Origin of the sequence: Micromonospora hortensis (assembly GCF_022230935.1) — a bacterium.
GTDB lineage: Bacteria > Actinomycetota > Actinomycetes > Mycobacteriales > Micromonosporaceae > Micromonospora > Micromonospora hortensis.
This window is the reverse complement of record NZ_JAKKFE010000020.1, coordinates 61,635-81,210: the sequence shown is the minus strand read 5'-3', so window position 1 is coordinate 81,210 and position 19,576 is coordinate 61,635. Positions and strand designations below refer to the sequence as shown.

Sequence of the window (19,576 nt, the reverse complement as noted above, 5' to 3'; positions counted from 1 at the left end):
GGCAGGTGCGCGGTGGGTGCCGGGCGCACCCACCGCGCACGTCTCAACCTGGGCGATGTCAACCCGAGGTGCAGGAGCGGATCTGTGGGCGGGCGCTGCTGTTGCCGTTGGTCATCGTGGTGAAGCCGAAGGTGTTGCCGCTGCCGTTGGACCGCATGGTCATGACTGTCCCGCTGCTGTCCCAGGTGGCGGTGCCGTTCCAGATGGTGGTGACCCGCTGCGGCGAGGTGATGGCAACGACCACCGTCCACGTGCTGGCGCCGCTGACCGTCACCGACGTGTTGTACCGGTCGCCCCAGACGTTGGGGGTCGTGGCGGTCGCGGTGCAGGTGCCGCCGGCGGGCGGCGGGGTGGTGGTGGGCGGCGGGGTGGTGCCGTCCGGCGCGACGGCGCGGCCGGTGGACGGCGAGATCATGCCGGGGCACAGGTTGCGGCTGGTCAGGTTCGCCATGATCTGGGGGATGGCGTCGCGGGTGTTCTGGATCCCGTCGTGCATCAGGATGACCTGACCGGCTTGGAGTCGGCTCGCGTTGGCCACGATCTGGCTGACGCTGGCGCCGTTCCAGTCCTGGGAGTCCACGTCCCAGAGCACCTGGCGCATGCCCAGTGACGACGCGACGGACTGCAACGTGGAGTTGGTCTCGCCGTACGGCGGCCGGAACAGCACCGGTCGGCTGCCGGTGGCCGACTGGATCGCCGAGCTGGTCTGGGAGAGGTCCGACTGCATCTGAGCCTGGCTCATCGAGGTCATGTGGGCGTGGTTCCAGCTGTGGTTGGCCACCCACATGCCGGCGGCCACCTGTGCCTGCGCGGCCGACCGGTTGTTCTGGACGTTCTGCCCGACGTTGAACATGGTGGCTCGTACGCCGTTGGCGCGCAGCACGTTCAGCAGGGAGCTGGTGCTGCCGGTCGGACCGTCGTCGAAGGTGAGGCCGACGTAGCCGTTGCAGGCGGCGGCGCTCGACGGGGTGGAGGTGGCCGCGATGACGACGCCGCACATCGCGACGGCGGTGGCCAGGACGGCGAGCGCCGCGCGCAACCGCCTGGACCACAGGGCCGTGCGGGGGAAGAGCCTGCTCATCTGGTGCCCCTTCGCGCAGGCCCGGACGCGCCCCGGGCGGGCAGCACGGTCCGGACAGGTGTGGACAAGTGGGTAGGTGGAGCGGAAACCGCAACGAAGCCGATCGCATTGACCTCAGTGGATCGGAGTATTACAGCGAGAATTCCAACGCGTCAACAAGTTCCGGAACATCCTCGGAACAACTCAGGAGGCTCTGCGGCGGTCGGTGCAGGAAGGCCCCGGTCGTCGCTGGAGCTCCGATGCCCTCTCGATCACGTCATTCGGCGGATCTGCCGGTTACGTGATCCGGAAAGTGGCCGGAACTATCGATCGCCGAGCGCCGGGTCCACCGTCGCGCCCGTCGCGCCTAATAGTAAAGATTGTGAACAGAAGATGTTACAGTCATCCCGGTCGATATCCGCTCGGGTTTCGGCCGATGAGGTCCCAGAAAGGAGTGATCACATGGCGAGACTGCGCGCGCTGGTCGCGCTGGCGGCACTGATCGTCGCCGGTGGGCTGGTCGCTGTCATCCCGGCCACCGCCGCCTCGGCGGCGGCCTGCTCGGCTTCGTGGCAGGCCTCGGCCGTCTACTGGGGAGACGCCCAGGTCTCCCACAACGGCCGCAACTACCGGGCGAAGTGGTGGACCCAGAACGAGGCGCCGCCGGGAACGACCGGTGTCTGGGAGGATCTCGGCGCGTGCGGCGGGGGCACCACGCCGCCCACCGGGGGGACGTGCAGCTACCCGAACTGGACCGCCGGGACCTGGTACGCCACCGGGGCGATCGTGCGGTACACGAACGGTTCCTACTACATCGCCGAGCACGACAACCCGGGGTACGACCCCATCGTGAGCACCTGGTACTGGGAGCCCTACACCTGTGGCGGTCAGCCACCGACCACCCCGCCGCCCACCAACCCGGGCGGCTTCGTGGTCACCGAGGCCCAGTTCAACCAGATGTTCCCAGGCCGCAACTCCTTCTACACGTACTCCGGGCTCGTCGCCGCGCTCAGCGCCTACCCGGCGTTCGCGCGCACCGGCAGTGCCACGGTCCAGCGTCAGGAGGCCGCGGCCTTCCTGGCGAACGTCTACCACGAGACCGGCGGGCTCGTGCACGTGGTCGAGCAGAACACCGCGAACTACCCGCACTACTGCGACTACGGCCAGCCGTACGGCTGCCCCGCCGGGCAGGCCGCCTACTACGGGCGGGGGCCGATCCAGCTCAGTTGGAACTTCAACTACAACGCCGCGGGCAACGCCCTCAACCTGCCGCTGCTGACCAACCCGTGGCTGGTGCAGACCGACGCCGCGGTGGCCTGGAAGACCGGGATCTGGTACTGGATGACCCAGAACGGGCCGGGCACGATGACCGCCCACAATGCGATGGTCAACGGCGCCGGGTTCGGCCAGACGATCCGCAGCATCAACGGCTCGATCGAGTGCAACGGCGGAAACCCCGCCCAGGTGCAGAGTCGCGTCACCCGTTACCAGCAGTTCGTCGGCATCCTCGGGGTGTCCGCCGGAGCCAACCTCTACTGCTGAACAGTGGCCGGGCCTCGGCGGACGGCGTCGAGGCCCGGCATCTCGGCCGCCGAGGCCCGGTGAGGGCGGCGGCCGCATCGGCGCGATCAACCCGTTGACACAGCCGTGCTGCGCCCGGAACTATCAGCGGCAGTCCACCCGTCCTGGCTCCCGTTGCTCACGAACTCTCATGACAACGATGTCAGGGCTCCGACCCGCCACCCGATCCACACTGCCCAGACGTTCGACGTACTCGACCCGGTTCGAGTCGAAAGGCTCCGTCCCTCATGTCGCACACCCCCCTTGCGCGCTCCCTCTCACCCCGCCTGATCGCGGCGACGACAGCCGCCCTGCTACCGCTGGGCCTGCTCGTCGCCGCGCCCCTGGCGAACGCCGCCCCCAATCCGGCACCGCCGGGCAACTTCACCTCCTCGTTCGAGTCCGCCGACCCGCAGCCCGCCACCAGCACCGCGGAGGTCGGCCCGAACGGAAAGCCGGTCCAGGCCAACCTGAGCGGCACTGTCGCCACGCTGCCCGGCAGCCTGCTCGGCCAGGTCAGCGCCGTGACCGCGAGCGACGAGAACCCGCCGCGAGAGATCGCCGCGAACCTCGCTGACGACGATCCGTCGACCAAGTGGCTCGTGTTCGCGTCCACCGGCTGGGTGACCTACCAACTCGCCAAGCCGGCGACGGTGGCGCGCTACTCGCTGACCGCGGCCGACGACGCACCGACCCGGGACCCGAAGGACTTCGTCATCCAGGGGTCGAACGACGGCAGCACCTGGACCGACCTGGACAAGCGTGCCGGCGAAAAATTCGGCGGGCGCTTCGCCACCAAGACGTACAGCATCACCAACCCGAACGCCTACGGCTTCTACCGGCTCAACATCACCGCCAACTCCGGTGACTCGCTCGTGCAGCTCGCCGACTGGAACATCAGCGACGGCTCGGACGTCCGCCCGCCGGCCACCCCCATGGTCAGCGAGGCGACCGCAGGCCCGAACGGCGGCTACACCACGAAGCCGGACGTCGGGTTCACCGGACTGGCCGCGCTGCGCTACTCCGGCGGTGCCGAGGGCAACGGCCGGTCGTACGCGACGAACAAGCTCTTCGACGTCACCATCCCGGTCGGGCCGGAGACCCGACTGTCGTACAAGATCTTCCCCGAGTTCACCAGTGGAGACGGCCGGTACCCGTCCACCTACGCCGCCGTCGACCTGCACTTCACCGACGGCAGTTACCTCAGTGGTCGATCGCCCGTCGACCAGCACGGCTACCCGCTCACGGGCGCCGGTCAGGGCGCCTCGAAGGTGCTCTTCGCCGACCAGTGGAACCTGGTGCAGGCCGACCTGGGCGCCGTCGCGCGCGGCAAGACGATCGACCGCATCCTGCTCGCCTACGACAATCCGCAGGCCATTGGGGCTACCCGCTTCCAGGGTTGGCTCGACGACATCGAGCTGACGGCCGCGCCGGCGTCCATCGACGGCTCGAAGCTGACCAACTACGTCGACACCCGACGGGGCACCAACTCGACGGGCGGCTTCTCGCGCGGGAACAACCTGCCGATCACCGCAGTGCCGAACGGGTTCAACTTCTTCACCCCGGTGACCGACGCGACCTCCGACTCGTGGGAGTACGAGTACCACCGGATCAACAACGAGGCCAACCTGCCCATGCTCCAGGGCCTCGCGATCTCCCACGAGCCCAGCCCCTGGATGGGTGACCGCAACCAGATGTCCGTCATGCCGGTCGTCGGTGGCGGTCCGCTCACCGGTCAGCCAGCCAGTCGTGCGCTCGCCTTCAGTCACGACGACGAGACGGCGCGGCCGGACCTCTACCGCGTCACGCTCCAGAACGACCTGGTCGCGGAAATGTCGCCCACCGACCACGCCGGGATCATGCGGTTCACCTTCCCCACCGGGCAGGCGACCGGAAGCCTCGTCTTCCACAACGGCACGTTCACCATCGGCACGGACGGCACGTTGACCGGTTGGGTCGACAACGGAAGCGGCCTGTCGGCCGGTCGTAGCCGGATGTTCGTCTCCGGCGCCTTCGACCGGGCGCCGACGGCGTCCGCCGCGACCTCTGCCACCTTCGACATCTCCGGCTCGCGGGAGGTGACGATGCGTCTCGCCACGTCGTTCCTCTCCGTCGACCAGGCGCGCCGCAACCTCGATCTGGAGGTCACCGGCAAGAGCTTCGACCAGATCCACGCCGAGGCGACGGCCGCGTGGAAGGACCGGCTCGGCCGGGTCGAGCTGCGCGGCGCCACCGAGTCGCAGTTGGTCACGATGTTCTCGAACCTGTACCGGCTGAACCTCTACCCGAACTCACAGTCGGAGAACACCGGCACCGCCGCCGCGCCGCGCTGGCAGTACGCGAGCCCGGTCTCGGCGCCGACCGGCGCGTCGACCCCCACCCGGACCGGCGCGAAGGTCGTCGACGGGCAGATCTACGTCAACAACGGCTTCTGGGACACCTACCGCACCGTGTGGCCCGCCTACGCGCTGCTGTACCCGGACGTCGCCGCGAAGATCTCCGACGGCTTCGTCCAGCACTACCGCGACGGCGGCTGGATCGCCCGTTGGTCGTCCCCCGGCTACGCCGACCTGATGACCGGCACCAGCGCGAACGTGGCGCTGGCCCAGGCGTACCTCACCGGGGTCAAGCTGCCCGACCCGCTCGCGGCGTACGACGCGGCCGTCAAGGACGCGACCGTCGCGTCCGGGCGCAGCGCGGTCGGGCGTAAGGGCATCGAGAGCTCCCTGTTCCTCGGCTACACGCCGACGTCCACCGGGGAGTCGGTGTCCTGGGCGCTGGAGGGCTACATCAACGACTTCGGCATCGGCAACATGGGCGCGGCGCTCGCCAAGGACCCGGCCACGCCGACGTCGCAGCGCGCCCGGCTCAAGGAGGAGTCGCGGTACTTCCTGGAGCGGGCCCGCAACTACGTCCACCTCTTCGACCCGAAGACGAAGCTCTTCCAGGGTCGCGACGCCGCCGGCAACTTCCTCGCCGGTGACCCGCTGGACTGGGGCGGCGTCTACACCGAGACCAACGGGTGGAACTTCGCGTTCACCGCTCAGCAGGACGGCCAGGGTCTGATCAACCTGTACGGCGGGCAGAAGGCGCTGCGGGACAAGCTCGACGCGTTCTTCACCACCCCGGAGAACGCCGACCGCCCCGGTGGGTACGGCGGCGTCATCCACGAGATGCTCGAAGCGCGCGCTGTGCGGATGGGTCAACTCGGCATGAGCAACCAGCCGTCGCACCACATCCCGTACATGTACAACGTGGCCGGCGCGCCCGCCAGGACCCAGGAGACCGTGCGGGAGATCCTGCGGCGTCTCTACGTCGGCAGTGAGATCGGCCAGGGCTACCTGGGCGACGAGGACAACGGCGAGATGTCGTCCTGGTACATCCTCAGCTCGCTGGGTATCTACCCGTTGCAGGCCGGGTCGTCCGAGTGGGCGATCGGCTCGCCGCAGTTCACCAGGATGACAGTGCGTCGCAGCAGCGGCGACATCGTCGTCAACGCGCCGAACAACAGCACGGCGAACGTCTACGTGCAGGACGTGAAGGTCAACGGCAAGAAGCAGCGCGGCCTTTCCCTGGATGTCGCGACGCTCGCCAAGGGCGGCACCATCGACTTCCAGATGGGCCCCAAGCCGTCGTCGTGGGGCACCGGCAGGAACGACGCGCCGCCGTCGCTGACAAAGGGTGACGAGGCGCCGAAGCCGTTGCAGGACGTCACCGGCCCCGGTCTCGGCACCGCGACCGCGACCGGCGCTCAGGACGCGTCGAAGCTGTTCGACGACTCGTCGACCACGCAGCTGACCTTCACCTCGGCGACCCCGCAGATCACCTGGGCCTTCCGTGGTGGCAAGCAGAAGCCGAAGTACTACACGGTCACGTCCGGGGCCGCTGCCGGCGATCCGGCGGACTGGCGCCTGCAGGGCTCCAACGACGGCCTCACCTGGACCACTGTGGACTCCCGCGCCGGCCAGGTGTTCCCCTGGCGCAACCAGACCCGCCCGTACTCGATCGACAGGTCGGGACGGTTCGCCCAGTTCCGCCTCGCCGTCACGAAGACCGTCGGCGCCGCGCAGACCAACCTCGCCGAGGTCGAGCTGCTCGCCGGAGGTGACCTCGACCTCGGTGGCGGCGACATCACCGTCACCGCCGCGGACGGCGTGCACGCCACCACCGGCGTACCCGTCTCGGTGCCGCTGGGCACCGTCACCGGCGGCGACGCCAGCGGCTACCAGGCCATCATCGACTGGGGTGACGGCACGCCGGTCACCGCGGGCACCGTGACGTTGAGCTCGCGGGCCGTCTACCGCATCGCCGGGTCGCACACCTACGCCACGCCCGGCTACCACCAGGCGAACGTCACGGTGACCGACGGCGAGAGCCAGAGCTCCGCGACTGTCGGCGTCGAGGTGGCCTACGCCCCGGCCTCCGGTCTCACCGCCGCGTTCGACAACGTCTGCGTCGGTGACGAAGGGGTCCTGGCAGCGGACTGTGACGCCAAGTCGTGGGCGTACTCGCGGGCCGCCCTGGCGGCCGGTGGTGCCACCCAGGGCCAGGCACAGCAGGTCCCCGGAACGGCGCTGCGGTTCACCCTGCCGGTGATTCCGGCCGGGCAGCCGGACAACGCCACCGGCAACGGGGCGACAGTCGTCCTCGACCTTCCGCAGGACGCGAAGAGCATCTCGTTCATCGGCGCCGGAACGCAGGGCAACCAGAACACCACCGGCACGGCGACGTTCAGTGACGGCAGCACGGCCAGCATTCCGATCCAGTTGAGCGACTGGACGCTGGGCGGCAACGCCAACGGCACCCCGTCCTACGGCAACATCGTCGTGGCCCGGACGGCGTACCGGTTGCAGGGCACGAGCCGCGACGGCGCCCAGCCGTTCCTCTTCGCCACCGCGCCCTACCAGATCCCGGCGGGCAAGACGCTGGTGTCGGTGACCCTGCCGACGCAGACCGGTGACCCTCGCTCGGCGGGTCGGATCCACGTGTTCGCCGTGGCCAACGACGGCACGCCCGCCCCGGCGCTGACGACCGCCGCCCCGAAGAACCAGACGGCCACCGCCGGGCAGGCCCTCGCGGCGAACCTCGGTGCGGTGACCGGCGGCGTTCCCGGTACGACGGGCTACCGCGCCCGCGTCCAGTGGGGTGACGGCACGGTTCCGGACGACGTGACGATCGGCGCGTCCGGCGCGATGAGCGGCCAGCACACCTACGCACGGGAGGGCACCTACACGGTGCGCGTCACCGCGTGGGACGCGTTGTCGAGCAGCACCGAGTCCTTCACCGTGACAGTGGCTCGGGGCGGATCGCAGCCGGCGATCGCCCTGTCCGCGTCCGGCACCGTCGCCACCGGTGGCGCGATCACCGTCACCGGCAGCGGCTTCGCCGCCGGTGAGCAGGTGACCGTCAGCGTCGGTACCGACCCGGGTCGGATCATGAAGGTCGCGGCCTCCGCGACGGGAACGGTCCGCGCCTCGGTGCCGACCTCCGGTGACGCGCAACCCGGCCGGTACGCCGTCACCGCGACGGGCACGTCCTCGCGTACGCCGGCCACGGCCACCGTCCAGGTGACCGGGGAGCCGGAGGCGCGAACCTACCAGCCGCGGGTGGCGCTGTTGATTAACTCGGGCCCCCGCGGCACGTCGATCATGGTCGACGGTTCCGGGTTCGCGCCGAACGAGGTGGTCACGATCGCCTTCGGGACCGGACTGGCGGTCGTCACCGTGCGCGCGAACGGTGACGGCGTCATCTCCGGCGCGACGGTCACCGTTCCGGGTGCGGCGAAGGCGGGCGCGACCAGCGTCACGCTGAACGGCGCCACGTCGGCGACGAAGGTGTCCCGACCGTTCACCGTCACCGGCTAGCACCGAGCCGGGGACAGTACAGCCGCGTGGGGCGGGCCGTGATCACGGCCCGCCCCACGCGCTCGTCGTGCAATCCACTGTTAGCGTCGTCTGCCATGGCCGATCACGCGCTGCTCGCCTCGGGGCGCGACGCCGACGTCTACGCGCTCGACGCGTCTCGGGTGCTGCGCCGCTACCGCCAGGGCGGGGACAGCGCGCCCGAGGCGGCGTTGATGGCGTACGTCGCGGCCGCCGGCTACCCGGTGCCCATGGTGTACGACGCCCAGGGACCCGACCTGGTGCTCGAACGCCTCGACGGCGAAACTCTCCTGGCGTCGACGCTCGCCGGGCGCACCGGCATCGGCGCGGCCGCCGACCTGCTCGTGGGCCTGCACGACCGCCTTCACAGCATGCCGGTCCGGTTCAGCGCCGACCCGGCGGACCGCGTCCTGCACCTCGACCTGCATCCACAGAACATCATGGTGACCTCACGCGGGCCGGTGGTTATCGATTGGCGCAACGCGACCGAAGGGCCGGCCGACCTGGACGTGGCCATGACCGCTCTCATCCTCGCCGAGGTGGCGATCAGCACGGACCCGCAGCTCGCCGATCCAGCTCGGGACGGCCTCGATGCCTTTCAGCGACGCGCCGAGCCGCCCCGGGCCAGCCAACTACGGCACGCCGTGGGTCTGCGTCGGGTCGACCCCGCGCTGTCCGCCGACGAGAAGGCCGCCCTGGGTCGCGCCGCCGCCCTGGTCCACACCCGCGTCTGAGGCAGAGCCGAGCCCCCGGCCGGGCTCAGCGCCACGTTGACGCCCGCGCCGTCGGCGATGTCCCGGACGGTGGTGGCCGCGTAGCCGTCCCGGGCGAAGCGCTGGCGAGCGGCGTCGAGCAGCAACTGCCGGGTCTCGGCCGCGTCCCGACGGCGACGCTGGGCCGGTTCGCCGGCGGTGTGGCTGGTCGCGAGGACAGGCGGTTCTGCTGCTGTCACGACGCGTTCTGCAAGGGCTGCCCACCGACGCGGCGTTCGGTGCGCCCTCAACCTGCTCGCGGTGCGCCCAGTCGGAGCTGCCAGCGCGTGCCCTGACTGGTGAGCCGGACGACGGCCAGGGGCTCCACGTCCACCTGCCGGTACGTCGCCACCGGAAGACCGAGGGCGTGCACCACAGCGACCCGGATCACCAGTGGGTGGGTGACCGCTATGACACGTCCGCCGGCTCGGTGCTGCTCGTCCAACCAGCTTCCGACCCGATCCCGCACGGCCGTGACGGACTCACCGCCGTGCGGCGCGGAGTCCGGAGCGGACAGCCAGTCGTGCAGCGCCTGTGGCTGCGATTCAGCGATCTCCTCAAGCGTCCGTCCGGACCAGGTCCCGTAGTCACAGTCGGCCAACGCCGTCTCGATCGTCGGCAGCAGGCCGAAGGCGTCGGCGGTCTGTCGGGCGGCCACCGCGGGACTGGACAGGCAGGTGGAGTTCACGCCGAGGAGCCCACGCCGGTCAGCGCCCGCACGAGCCTGGGCGAGGGCGGCGCGAAGGCCACCCTCGTCCAGGCCGTCGTCGACTCCGCCGAAGCGGGCGCGGCGCAGCGCGGCGGTGTGACCGTGGGCGACCAGCCGGAGGCTGGTTCCGGTCACGTGCTCGGCAGTGCGAGGCCGGCCCGGCGACGCCGCTCGTGGTGCATCAGGGCCGCGAACAGCAGGCCGATGCCGGTCCAGAGCACGACCTGGGTGCCGAGCGAGGCCAGTCGGAAACTCCACAGCAGCGTCGCCGGGAAGTCCGCCGGAACCTCCTGGAAGGACGGCATCACCACGTACGACACTGCCGTGACCAGGAGGAACCCGCCCACGGCCGCGGCCGCACGCAACCACGTCGGCGCCTGGGCGCCGACCGACCGGTAGCCCAGCGACCCGGCCCACACGGCCACCAGCCCGAGCACCACCATCAACAGATAGGTGACGGTCCGTTGGTTGATGGTGGCCGGGTCGCCGACCGCCGGTGGGTTCGCCGGGTACTTGAGGAACGGCACGATCACCGCGCCGAGCAGCGCCGCGCCGGCCAGCAGCAGACCCGACCGTCCGTCGTCGTCGCCGCGCCGCCGACGGGACAGCAGGACGTACGCCGTGGCCAGCAGGCCACCCATCGCGGCCCCGAACAGGCCGGTGGCCAGGAACAGCCCGCCGCGCTGACCCGTCCGGCCGACCAGGGCGTCTTCGTGATCGTGGGCACCAGCGGCGGGCTCGGCGTGCGCCGCCGCCTCCTCGATGGCGATGGCCGCCTCGACGTGCGGTTCGCCGGCGACGTACGCGAACGCACCGGCCAGCAGGCCGGCGATCAGGCCAGCCAGCAGCCCGCGGACGAGGACGGCGAGGAACGGGGGAGCGGCGGTGGTGTTCAGTGGCACGGGACGCCCAGCAGGTGCCGGCCGTCGTGCATCAACTCGTGCAGGTACATCCCGCTGCGCGACACCGCGCCCTGGTCGAAGGCGACGACATACGCCAGCAGGGTGAGTGCGGCAACGGTCGCCAGAGCTGTCCACAGCAGACGGGCACTGCCAGCGGGGTGCACCACCGGCTGGCTGGAAGCGGAGCTAGACATGAATACACGAACCTCCCCAGGGATGACGCGTCCCCATCGCAAGGCTGCGGACGACCGAGCGTCCTGGCTCGCGGCCCCCAGTTGTGGTTGGGGAACCGCTCACAGTGGCGCGACCGCGCCGGATTCACACCGGCTTCCCTCGCGTCGCCGCAGATAGTGGGTCGACGGTATCGGTGCCGCCTCAGGCGGTCAACCCGGGCCCCGCGCCCCGAACGCGTCCGGATACCGGCACGTCAACGAGGCGGACCAGCCGCAGGCGCCGGTGGATTCGTCAGACCAAAAGGCGACACTGCCGGAAGCTGGTCGTGACGCGCGTTCCGGGACTCAACAACAGTCTGTTACCGCTAACATGGTCAACCTGCCAGATCGACTCTGTGGCTCCGGGTTGACCCGGAGGGCTCGATCAGCGGCTGGGCGGGGTGTGGGGTGGACGAGAACGCGCCAGGGCGGGTCCGGTGACGACCGGTGACGTCGCGCGACGACCGGGCATCGTCGACGCGCATCATCACCTCTGGGTCCGGGCGCGGCACCCACAGCCCTGGATCGATCCGCACACCATGGCCGCGATCGACGGCGACTTCACGCCGCTCGAGCTCGCCCCGGCGACCCGGGCCGCAGGGGTCACCCAGACCGTTGTCGTTCAGTCCGTCGCCGTTCGGTCGGAGACGCCCGAGCTGCTCGGCATCGCGGCCGACGACCCGCTCATCGCCGGGGTCGTCGGCTGGGTCGACCTGAGCGCCGCCGATGTCGACCGCCGCCTTGCCCGACTCCGCAGGGCGCGCGGCGGCGAACGACTGGTCGGGATCCGGCACCTGGTCCAGTCCGAACCCGATCCGACCTATCTCGACCGTCCCGACGTGCGGCACGGCATTGCCGCGGTCGGCACCGCCGGCCTCGCCTTCGACCTCCTGGTGCGCCACAGTCAGCTGCCGGCGGCCGTCCGGCTCGTCCGCGACATGCCCCAGGTGCGGTTCGTCCTGGACCACCTCGGCAAGCCCCCGCTCGGGCGTGCCGATCTCGGTGACTGGCAGCGCGACCTGCGGGTGCTCGCGGCCGAGGCCAACACCACGGCGAAGCTCTCCGGCCTGGTGACCGAGGTGGACGGCGGGTCCTGGACGGCGTCCGACCTGCGGCCCGCGGTCGAGTACGCCCTCGACGTGTTCGGGCCGGATCGGCTGATGTTCGGCTCGGACTGGCCGGTGTGCCTGCTCGCCACCTCGTACACCCGCTGGGTCACCGTTCTGGGTGACCTGCTGGACCCGCTGTCCGACGACGAGCGGGCCGCGGTCTGGCGTCAGACCGCCGGCCGGGTCTACCGGCTGGCCCCGTCCTGAGACGGCAGCGCCCTTTTCGACCTGGGGACATAGCATGTTATCGATAACATGCTAGCGGCGGCAGTCGATGTCGATTTGGTCTGACGTATGGCTTCGATGGCGCAGGTAACGATGGCAAAACATGCTCGCAAGACCTTGGCAACATACGTGAATGCGTGGCAAGGTAACGCCTGATCGTGGGAAACATCCGACCTATCTCCGAGGGGTGTGCGGGCGCCTAGCCGCACCGCCGTCCGAGCGGGGTCGGTGCTCACAGGCGTTCGGCTCGTCGGCGGGTCCCCGTCGGACGCCGGCGCCACGCTTGGGGAGGTCAGGTCCGACGATGAGTAGCGCCGAGGCAACCGCCGGCACGCAGCGCGGCGAACTCAGCGACTGGTTCCGGGAACGGATCTCCCACGCCGTCTCCGAGTTCACCGCCGCGACCGCGCTGGTCGTCCTGTTCATCGCCCTGTCCTTCGCGAGTCCCTACTTCCTGACAGCCGACAACCTCTTCAACATCGGGGCCCAGACGGCGGTGATCGCCATCATCGCCACGGCCCAGACGATGGTCATCATCACGAAGGGCATCGACCTGTCGGTGGGATCGGTCGCCGCGCTCGCCGGCGTGTTGGGCGCGATGGTCGTGCGCGACCTCGGCTTCTCGCTCTGGGCGGCCACGGCTGTCGCCATCGGCGTCGGCGCGTTGGCCGGGCTGTTGAACGGGCTGCTCGTCACGGTGGCCCGGATTCCGCCGTTCATCGCGACGTTGGGGACGATGTCCGTGGGCCGCGGCCTCGTCTTCATCATCACCGGAGCCGTCGGCGTCTACGGCCTGCCCCGATCCTTCCAACTGCTCGGCAACGGGCAGATCCTCGGCATCCCCTTCGCCGTGGTGATCACCGTCCTGGTTGCCGTCGGGGTCGCCTTTCTGCTCTCCCAGACCCGCTTCGGTCAGTACACCTACGCGATGGGCTCCAATCTGGAGGCAGCCCGCCGCTCCGGCATCCGGGTCGGGCGGCACCTCACCGGGGTGTACGTGCTGGCCGGCGTGCTGGTCGGGCTGGGCGGCATGATCGCCGCGTCCCGGGTCAACTCCGGCCAGCCCAACTACGGGATCTCGCTGGAACTCGACGTCATCGCCGCCGCCGTCATCGGCGGAGCCAGCCTGTTCGGTGGGCAGGGCCGGATCGTCGGAACCATCATCGGCGCGTTCCTCATCGCCCTGGTCCGCAACGGCGCCGTCCTGCTCGACATCAGCATCCACTACCAGCAGGTGATCGTCGGCGTGATCATCTGGGCCGCCGTCTACTTCGACCAGTACCGCCGCCGGCGGCTGGAATCACGGGGTTGACATGCCATTCCGAGAGTCCGAACGAGGAAGGACACACACCATGGCACACACCACCACCAGCCGGCGGACGCGAGGACGACTCCTGCGCGCGCAGGCGATCCTGGCCGCGGCCGCGGCGACCGCCCTGCTCAGCGCCTGCGGCGGAGTCGAGGTCCGGGACGGCGGCGACGGCGCGACCAAGGACGCGAGCGGCCCGTTGAAGCTCGCCGTCGTACCCAAGGCGGTCGGAGCCGACTACTGGAACACGGTCAAGGCCGGCGCCGAGTGCGCCGCGCAGCGCGCCGGGGACGTCACCGTCCAGTGGGACGGGGTGACCACCGAGACCGACGTCGAGGGTCAGGTCAACCTGATCCAGAACTTCGTCACCAAGAAGGTCGACGGCATCGTCTACGCGGCGACCGACTCCAGCGCGCTGGCACCGGCGACCGACAAGGCGCTCAGCGCCAACATCCCGGTCGCCATGATCGACTCCGGCACCAGCCCGCAGCCGTCGAACGTGCCCCTCTTCGCCACCGACAACCGCGCGTCGGCGACCGAGGCGGCGAAGCTGCTCGCCACCGAACTCGGCCCCGGCAACCACGAGGTGGCGCTCGTCGAGTTCCAGCCCGGATCCCAGACCAACACCGAGCGGGTCGACGGCTTCAAGGCCGGCCTCGCCCAGTACCCCAACCTGAAGCTGGTCGGCCAGCAGCCGAGCCGCAGTGACGTCAACGAAGCCCGACGGGTCACCGAGAACATCCTCACCGCCAACCCCAAGCTCGCCGGCGTCTTCGCCGCCAACGAGCCGAGCGTGCTCGGTGCCGCGCAGGCCATCCAGGCCGCCGGCAAGTCCGGCAAGGTGGTCATCATCGGCTGGGACGCCGCCCCGGACGAGATCGCCGGAGTGCGCAACGGCCAGATCTCGGCGCTGGTCGTGCAGAACCCGTTCAAGATGGGCTACTTCGGCGTCGACAAGATGGTCAAGCACCTCCGGGACAAGGCGCCGCTGGCATCGGCCGACACCGGCGTCACGTTCGTCACCAAGGAGAACATCGACTCGGCGGAGATCAAGGCGGTGCTCGAGCCCAGCTGCGCCAACCCGCCGGTGCAGTGATGGGCGGCACTCCAACGGCCACCGCCGACAGCGACCAGCAACCCACCGAGACGGAACCGCCGGTCCTCGAGGCACGCGGCATCGTCAAGCGGTTCGGGCACGTCGAGGCGTTGCGGGGCGCCGACTTCACGGTCCGCCGCGGTGAGGTCGTCGCGTTGATCGGCGACAACGGCGCCGGCAAGAGCACCCTGATCAAGACCCTGTCCGGTGTGCATCCGCCGGACGAGGGCGAGATCCGGGTCGGCGGCCGTCCGGTCCAGTTCTCCACCCCGGTCGATGCCCGACGGGCCGGGGTGGAGACCGTCTACCAGGACCTCGCCGTCGCCGACGACCTCAGCGTGGCCGCCAACCTGTATCTCGGCCGGGAGATCCTCCGCTCCGGACCACTCGGCCGGCTCGGACTGTTGGACAAACGCGCCATGCGCCACGGCGCCGCCGCCGCCCTCGACGAACTCGGCGTACGGATCCCCCGGGTCACCACCCCGATCGCGATGCTCTCCGGTGGGCAGCGGCAGTGCGTGGCGGTGGCCCGGGCCATCATCTGGGCGACAAACGTGGTCATCCTCGACGAGCCCACAGCGGCCCTGGGTGTGGTCCAGACCGGGCGGGTGCTCGACGTCGTCCGGCGTGCCCGCGACGCCGGCATGTCGGTGGTGCTGGTGAGCCACAACATGCCTCAGGTGCTCGAGATCGCCGACCGGGTCGAGGTCCTGCGCCTCGGTCGACGCGCTGCCCAACTCCGCGCCGACGAGGTCACCACCGACGATCTGGTCGCGGCGATGACCGGCAGCACCAGCGTGGATCGGGACGAGCGGTGACGGCTGCCGTCCAGCGGGGCGCGCAGGATCCCGGCCGTCGGGCGACCTCGAACGCCGTCGGGTCGCCGTTGCGGCTGAGCCCACTGGGCTTCGGCGCCTCGCAGGGCGGCAATCTCTACCGGGCGACGTCGGACGAGCAGTTCGCCGCCGCCGTGGACACCGCGTGGGCGGGCGGCATCCGATACTTCGACACGGCGCCGCACTACGGGCTGGGCCTGTCCGAACGACGCCTGGGCGCGGCCCTGCGCTTACGCCCGCGCGGCGAGTACGTGGTGTCGACGAAGGTCGGCCGGCTGCTCGTGCCGTCCCCGGAGACGGCACACCGGCGGGATCCGGAGGGGTTCGACGTCCCCGCCGACCATCGCCGGGTCTGGGACTTCAGCCGCGACGGCGTACGCCGTTCCCTGGAGGCGAGCCTTCGGCGCACCGGCCTGGACCGGATCGACGTGGTGTACCTGCACGACCCGGACGAGCACTGGGAGCAGGCCGCCCGCGAGGCGATCCCGGCGTTGGTGGAGCTGCGGGAGCAGGGCGTCATCGGTGCCGTCGGGGCGGGGATGAACCAGTCCGCGATGCTGGCCCGTTTCGTGGCGGAGACCGACGTGGACGTGGTGATGTGCGCCGGCCGGTACACCCTGTTGGAGCAGGGCGCGTTGACCGACCTGCTGCCCGTCGCGCAGACCCACGACGTCGGTGTGGTGGTCGCCGGGGTCTACAACTCCGGGCTGCTGGCCCGGGACATGCCGCCGCCCGACGCCGTCTACGACTACCAGCAGGCGCCGGCAGAGGTGATCGACCAGGCCCGCCGGATAGCGCGGGTCTGTCAGATGTACGGCGTCACGCTGCCTCAGGCGGCGTTGGCGTTCGTCCGTCGTCACCCGGCCGTCGTCTCGACAGTGGTCGGCATGCGGGACGAGGCACAGGTGACCGAGACCCTGCGTCGAGCCGGTGTCGACGTCCCAGATCAGCTCTGGACGGCGTTGTACGACGAAGGGCTGCTCGACGTGCAGCCGTGAGGGGCGGCCGTCACGACCGGGCCGTCACGATGCTCGCGTCGGCGTCGTCGGGTAACCCCTGCAACGACTCCTCCACGCCGATCAGGTGGTTGGCCATCCGGGTGCGCGCCCGCTCCGGGTCGCGCGCCACGAGGGCCTTCAGGATCGCCACGTGTTCGTGATGGGTGCGCAGGTCCGCGCCCTCCTCGTGCAGACTCCGCCAGAGCCGGCCACGGATGGTGCGCCCGGCGAACGCTTCGATCAGGCCGACGAGCACCGGATTCTCGGCGTGCACCGAGATGATCCGGTGGAAGGCGATGTCGATCTCCATGATCCGCTCGTGGTCCGGCGGTGACTGGCCGATCAACCGGGCCGCCTCGTCGAGCAGGTCACCCGCCTGGGCCAGGGCCTCGTCGGTGATCCTGGTCGCCGCCAGGCAGGCGGCCTCGCACTCCAGCAGCCGGCGAACGGTGTGGATGTGCCGGGGGTCGCCCTGGCCCTGGAAGTCCACCACGAAACCCATCGGCGCCAGCAGTTGTGGCGCGTCGAGGTTGGTGACGTAGGTGCCGTCGCCCTGGCGGATGTTGACGATGCCCAGAATCGACAGGGCCGACATCCCCTCGCGCAGAGACCCACGCGAGACACCGAGCTGCTCGGCGAGGTCCTTCTCGATGGGCAACCGGTCCCCGGGCCTGAACTGCCCTTCGAGGATCATCCGCTTGATGCCGTTGACCACTTCGTCAGTGCGAGACATGATCCCCCTAGCGGCCGGCGGGGGTGGCCTTCCCACCCGCAGTCACGTACGCCGCCTCCGGAGATGACACGGTAGTCGGGTCTGTCGCCGCCCAGTAGTGGCCGTCGGGAAAGCGGTAGAGCGCTACCGACTCCTGACGCATCCGGGTGGAGTAGCCGGGCTGGCTGGGCAGGACGTATCCGCTGCCGGAGCCGGTGTCCCGGATGATGCAGGGATCGGTGAAGTGCTCGTGCAGGTGGTCGACGAACTCGGTGACCCGGTTGGTGAGGTCTCCCGAGACCGCGACGTAGTCGAGCACCGACACGTGTTGGACCATCTCGCACAGGCCGACACCGCCGGCGTGTGGGCACACCGGGACGTCGAACTTCGCGGCGAGCAGCAGCACGGCGACGATCTCGTTGATGCTGGCCAACCGGCCGGTGTCGAGCTGGCAGAAGTCGATGGCCTCGGCCTGGAACAGCTGCTTGAACATCACCCGGTTGTGGCAGTGTTCGCCGGTGGCGACGCCGATCGGAGCGACGGCGCGGCGGACGGCGGCGTGGCCCAGGATGTCGTCGGGGCTGGTCGGCTCCTCGATCCACAGTGGCGTGAACTGCGCGAGGGCGGTGACCCAGTCGATGGCCTGACCGACGTCCCACACCTGGTTGGCGTCGATCATCAGGTTGCGATCCGGCCCGAGGATCTCGCGTGCGATAGCGCATCGGCGGATGTCGTCGTCGAGGTTGGCGCCCACCTTGAGCTTGACGTAGCCGTAGCCGGTGTCCACCGCCTCCTGGCACAGCCGGCGCAGCTTGTCGTCGCCGTAGCCGAGCCAACCCGCGGAGGTGGTGTAGGCGGGGTAGCCGGTCCGGTCGAGCTCGGCGAGGCGGGCGGCCTTCGTGCCCTCCTTGGCCCGCAGGATGGCCAGTGCCTCGTCGCGGGTCAGCGCGTCGGACAGGTAGCGCAGGTCCGCGATGTCGACGAGTTGCTCGGGGGACATGTCGACGAGCAGCCGCCACAGCGGCTTGTCGGCGAGTCGGGCGACCAGGTCCCACGACGCGTTCAACACGGCGGCCAGGGACAGATGGACGACACCCTTCTCCGGGCCGAGCCAGCGCAGTTGCGAGTCGGAGGTGAGGAGGCGGTAGACAGCGCCCATGTCCGCTGCCATCGTCGCCACGTCCAGGCCCACCAGGAGCTGTGCCTGGTGGACCGCCGCCGCCGCGACGATGTCGTTGCCTCGGCCGATGGTGAAGGTCAGGCCGTGCCCCGCGAGTGGCGCGAACGCGCCGTCGACGCCGTCGGTGTGCAGGACGACGTAGGCCGCCGAGTAGTCGCCGTCCTTGTTCATGGCGTCTGACCCGTCAGCGGTCAGGGAGGTGGGGAAGCGGACGTCTTCGACGGTGACGGCGGTGATCTGCGGCATGCGCTCCTCGCCCGGCTCGGCTAAAGATCAGATGATCACTGGGAGTATACGGAGGGCTGCTCCAGCCCGTCAACGATGTCGATCATCGTAGGCCCACAGACGTATGATGTTTGCACCGAGGGTCGTTCCGCCTTGTCGCCCATCGTGCCGGTAGACGGGCGAAGGTGGCGGGGGTGGCGGGTTGTGGAGATTGGATGTTCCACCTCGCGCCGGGGCATTGACGTCGACGTATGGGAGTACTCTGCGGTGCCGTGGCCTCGATACATCAAATCTTTGTCGACTGTCGACACGCGCGGGGAGAGTCCGGTCTCTGGTGCCCGGCCTCGGTCGGCGTGGGGTGGTCGGCCGGGGTGGTGACGGTGGTCACCGAGTGAGTCGCCGACACGCCCGAGACCGACATGTGGGGTGTGACAACGGCTGTGTCCCTATATATGGTGTCGAGCGCAGCTGGTTCGGCCGCTCATCCGGGGCGGTCGAGGCAACAGGGAACCCGGTGGAAATCCGGGACTGTCCCGCAGCGGTGAGTGGGAACGACCGCCGTCATCAGCACTGGGCCACCAATCGGCCTGGGAAGCGACGGCCAGTAGGAGACCGGCGGAGTCCGGTCGTGCCCGCGAGTCCGAAGACCTGCCAGCGCGCCGCGTACCCGCACCCGGGTGGGCGGCGGTCCGAGGCCGCGTGGGACGGCTGACGCCACCTGACCCACGCCGTGCCGGCGTGGCGTCCGCCGGTGTCTGTCTCCTCGCGTCCGGACCACCAGGTCTCGAACTCCGAGGAGCGAGTGGTGA

14 protein-coding genes, 1 pseudogene and 2 riboswitches are annotated in these 19,576 nt (G+C 70.0%); of the genes and pseudogenes, 8 read left to right on the top strand and 7 right to left on the bottom strand.

The annotated features are described in order from the left end of the window. Positions 1–58 precede the first annotated feature (58 nt). Entirely contained in the window at positions 59–1,081 is a 1,023-nt protein-coding gene (locus NIE111_RS14875) for a polysaccharide deacetylase family protein (RefSeq protein ID WP_238684947.1), read from the bottom strand. A 441-nt stretch (positions 1,082–1,522) separates the two neighbouring features. Between NIE111_RS14875 and NIE111_RS14870 the strand changes: the two genes are divergently transcribed. The 3 genes from NIE111_RS14870 to NIE111_RS14860 all read left to right on the top strand — a co-directional run bounded on the left by NIE111_RS14870 (position 1,523) and on the right by NIE111_RS14860 (position 9,236). Then, complete coding sequence (locus NIE111_RS14870) at positions 1,523–2,602, top strand: glycoside hydrolase family 19 protein (RefSeq protein ID WP_238684946.1); 1,080 nt, start codon at positions 1,523–1,525, stop codon at positions 2,600–2,602. 266 nt (positions 2,603–2,868) lie between these two features. Then, positions 2,869–8,484: a GH92 family glycosyl hydrolase gene (locus NIE111_RS14865; protein ID WP_238684945.1), complete on the top strand. Its 5,616-nt coding sequence runs from the start codon at positions 2,869–2,871 to the stop codon at positions 8,482–8,484. 95 nt (positions 8,485–8,579) lie between these two features. After that, positions 8,580–9,236, top strand: a complete 657-nt coding sequence (locus tag NIE111_RS14860; RefSeq protein ID WP_238684944.1) for a phosphotransferase — start codon at positions 8,580–8,582, stop codon at positions 9,234–9,236. A 41-nt stretch (positions 9,237–9,277) separates the two neighbouring features. Here the strand turns inward: NIE111_RS14860 and NIE111_RS32260 are convergent. The 4 genes and pseudogenes from NIE111_RS32260 to NIE111_RS14840 all read right to left on the bottom strand — a co-directional run. Next, positions 9,278–9,454: pseudogene (locus NIE111_RS32260) on the bottom strand (TetR family transcriptional regulator); the annotation flags it as partial. Positions 9,455–9,501: 47 nt separating this feature from the next. Further along, positions 9,502–10,098 (bottom strand): histidine phosphatase family protein, encoded by a 597-nt coding sequence (locus NIE111_RS14850; protein ID WP_238684943.1) that lies wholly within the window; start codon positions 10,096–10,098, stop codon positions 9,502–9,504. Next, positions 10,095–10,865, bottom strand: a complete 771-nt coding sequence (locus NIE111_RS14845; RefSeq protein WP_238684942.1) for a CbtA family protein — start codon at positions 10,863–10,865, stop codon at positions 10,095–10,097. Before NIE111_RS14845 ends, NIE111_RS14850 begins: the two co-directional genes overlap by 4 nt. Next, positions 10,856–11,059, bottom strand: coding sequence for a CbtB domain-containing protein (locus NIE111_RS14840; protein WP_238684941.1), 204 nt, complete (start codon positions 11,057–11,059; stop codon positions 10,856–10,858). Before NIE111_RS14840 ends, NIE111_RS14845 begins: the two co-directional genes overlap by 10 nt. 35 nt (positions 11,060–11,094) lie before the next feature. Continuing rightward, positions 11,095–11,240: riboswitch (cobalamin riboswitch) on the bottom strand. 274 nt (positions 11,241–11,514) lie between these two features. Here NIE111_RS14840 and NIE111_RS14835 point away from each other — a divergent pair. The 5 genes from NIE111_RS14835 to NIE111_RS14815 all read left to right on the top strand — a co-directional run bounded on the left by NIE111_RS14835 (position 11,515) and on the right by NIE111_RS14815 (position 16,650). After that, entirely contained in the window at positions 11,515–12,393 is an 879-nt protein-coding gene (locus NIE111_RS14835) for an amidohydrolase family protein (RefSeq protein ID WP_238684940.1), read from the top strand. A 322-nt stretch (positions 12,394–12,715) separates the two neighbouring features. Further along, a complete protein-coding gene (locus NIE111_RS14830) occupies positions 12,716–13,723 on the top strand; it encodes an ABC transporter permease (protein ID WP_238684939.1) in 1,008 nt (335 codons plus the stop codon). Positions 13,724–13,763: 40 nt separating this feature from the next. Then, entirely contained in the window at positions 13,764–14,816 is a 1,053-nt protein-coding gene (locus tag NIE111_RS14825) for an ABC transporter substrate-binding protein (RefSeq protein ID WP_091406812.1), read from the top strand. Beyond that, positions 14,816–15,634 (top strand): ATP-binding cassette domain-containing protein, encoded by an 819-nt coding sequence (locus NIE111_RS14820; protein WP_238684938.1) that lies wholly within the window; start codon positions 14,816–14,818, stop codon positions 15,632–15,634. Before NIE111_RS14825 ends, NIE111_RS14820 begins: the two co-directional genes overlap by 1 nt. Beyond that, a complete protein-coding gene (locus NIE111_RS14815) occupies positions 15,631–16,650 on the top strand; it encodes an aldo/keto reductase (RefSeq protein WP_238684937.1) in 1,020 nt (339 codons plus the stop codon). Before NIE111_RS14820 ends, NIE111_RS14815 begins: the two co-directional genes overlap by 4 nt. Before the next feature lie 10 nt (positions 16,651–16,660). Here NIE111_RS14815 and NIE111_RS14810 read toward each other — a convergent pair whose 3' ends face one another. Next, positions 16,661–17,383, bottom strand: a complete 723-nt coding sequence (locus NIE111_RS14810; RefSeq protein ID WP_238684936.1) for a FadR/GntR family transcriptional regulator — start codon at positions 17,381–17,383, stop codon at positions 16,661–16,663. Positions 17,384–17,390: 7 nt separating this feature from the next. Beyond that, positions 17,391–18,788, bottom strand: coding sequence for an enolase C-terminal domain-like protein (locus NIE111_RS14805; RefSeq protein WP_238684935.1), 1,398 nt, complete (start codon positions 18,786–18,788; stop codon positions 17,391–17,393). 431 nt (positions 18,789–19,219) lie between these two features. After that, a riboswitch (cobalamin riboswitch) is annotated at positions 19,220–19,437 on the top strand. Positions 19,438–19,576 lie beyond the last annotated feature (139 nt).

Bases quoted from the DNA above. Each gene is read 5' to 3' on its own strand.
- NIE111_RS14875 (WP_238684947.1), bottom strand. From the start codon at position 1,081: ATGAGCAGGCTCTTCCCCCGCACGGCCCTGTGGTCCAGGCGGTTGCGC.
- NIE111_RS14870 (WP_238684946.1), top strand. From the start codon at position 1,523: ATGGCGAGACTGCGCGCGCTGGTCGCGCTGGCGGCACTGATCGTCGCC.
- NIE111_RS14865 (WP_238684945.1), top strand. From the start codon at position 2,869: ATGTCGCACACCCCCCTTGCGCGCTCCCTCTCACCCCGCCTGATCGCG.
- NIE111_RS14860 (WP_238684944.1), top strand. From the start codon at position 8,580: ATGGCCGATCACGCGCTGCTCGCCTCGGGGCGCGACGCCGACGTCTAC.
- NIE111_RS14840 (WP_238684941.1), bottom strand. From the start codon at position 11,059: ATGTCTAGCTCCGCTTCCAGCCAGCCGGTGGTGCACCCCGCTGGCAGT.
- NIE111_RS14830 (WP_238684939.1), top strand. From the start codon at position 12,716: ATGAGTAGCGCCGAGGCAACCGCCGGCACGCAGCGCGGCGAACTCAGC.
- NIE111_RS14825 (WP_091406812.1), top strand. From the start codon at position 13,764: ATGGCACACACCACCACCAGCCGGCGGACGCGAGGACGACTCCTGCGC.
- NIE111_RS14820 (WP_238684938.1), top strand. From the start codon at position 14,816: ATGGGCGGCACTCCAACGGCCACCGCCGACAGCGACCAGCAACCCACC.
- NIE111_RS14810 (WP_238684936.1), bottom strand. From the start codon at position 17,383: ATGTCTCGCACTGACGAAGTGGTCAACGGCATCAAGCGGATGATCCTC.
- NIE111_RS14805 (WP_238684935.1), bottom strand. From the start codon at position 18,788: ATGCCGCAGATCACCGCCGTCACCGTCGAAGACGTCCGCTTCCCCACC.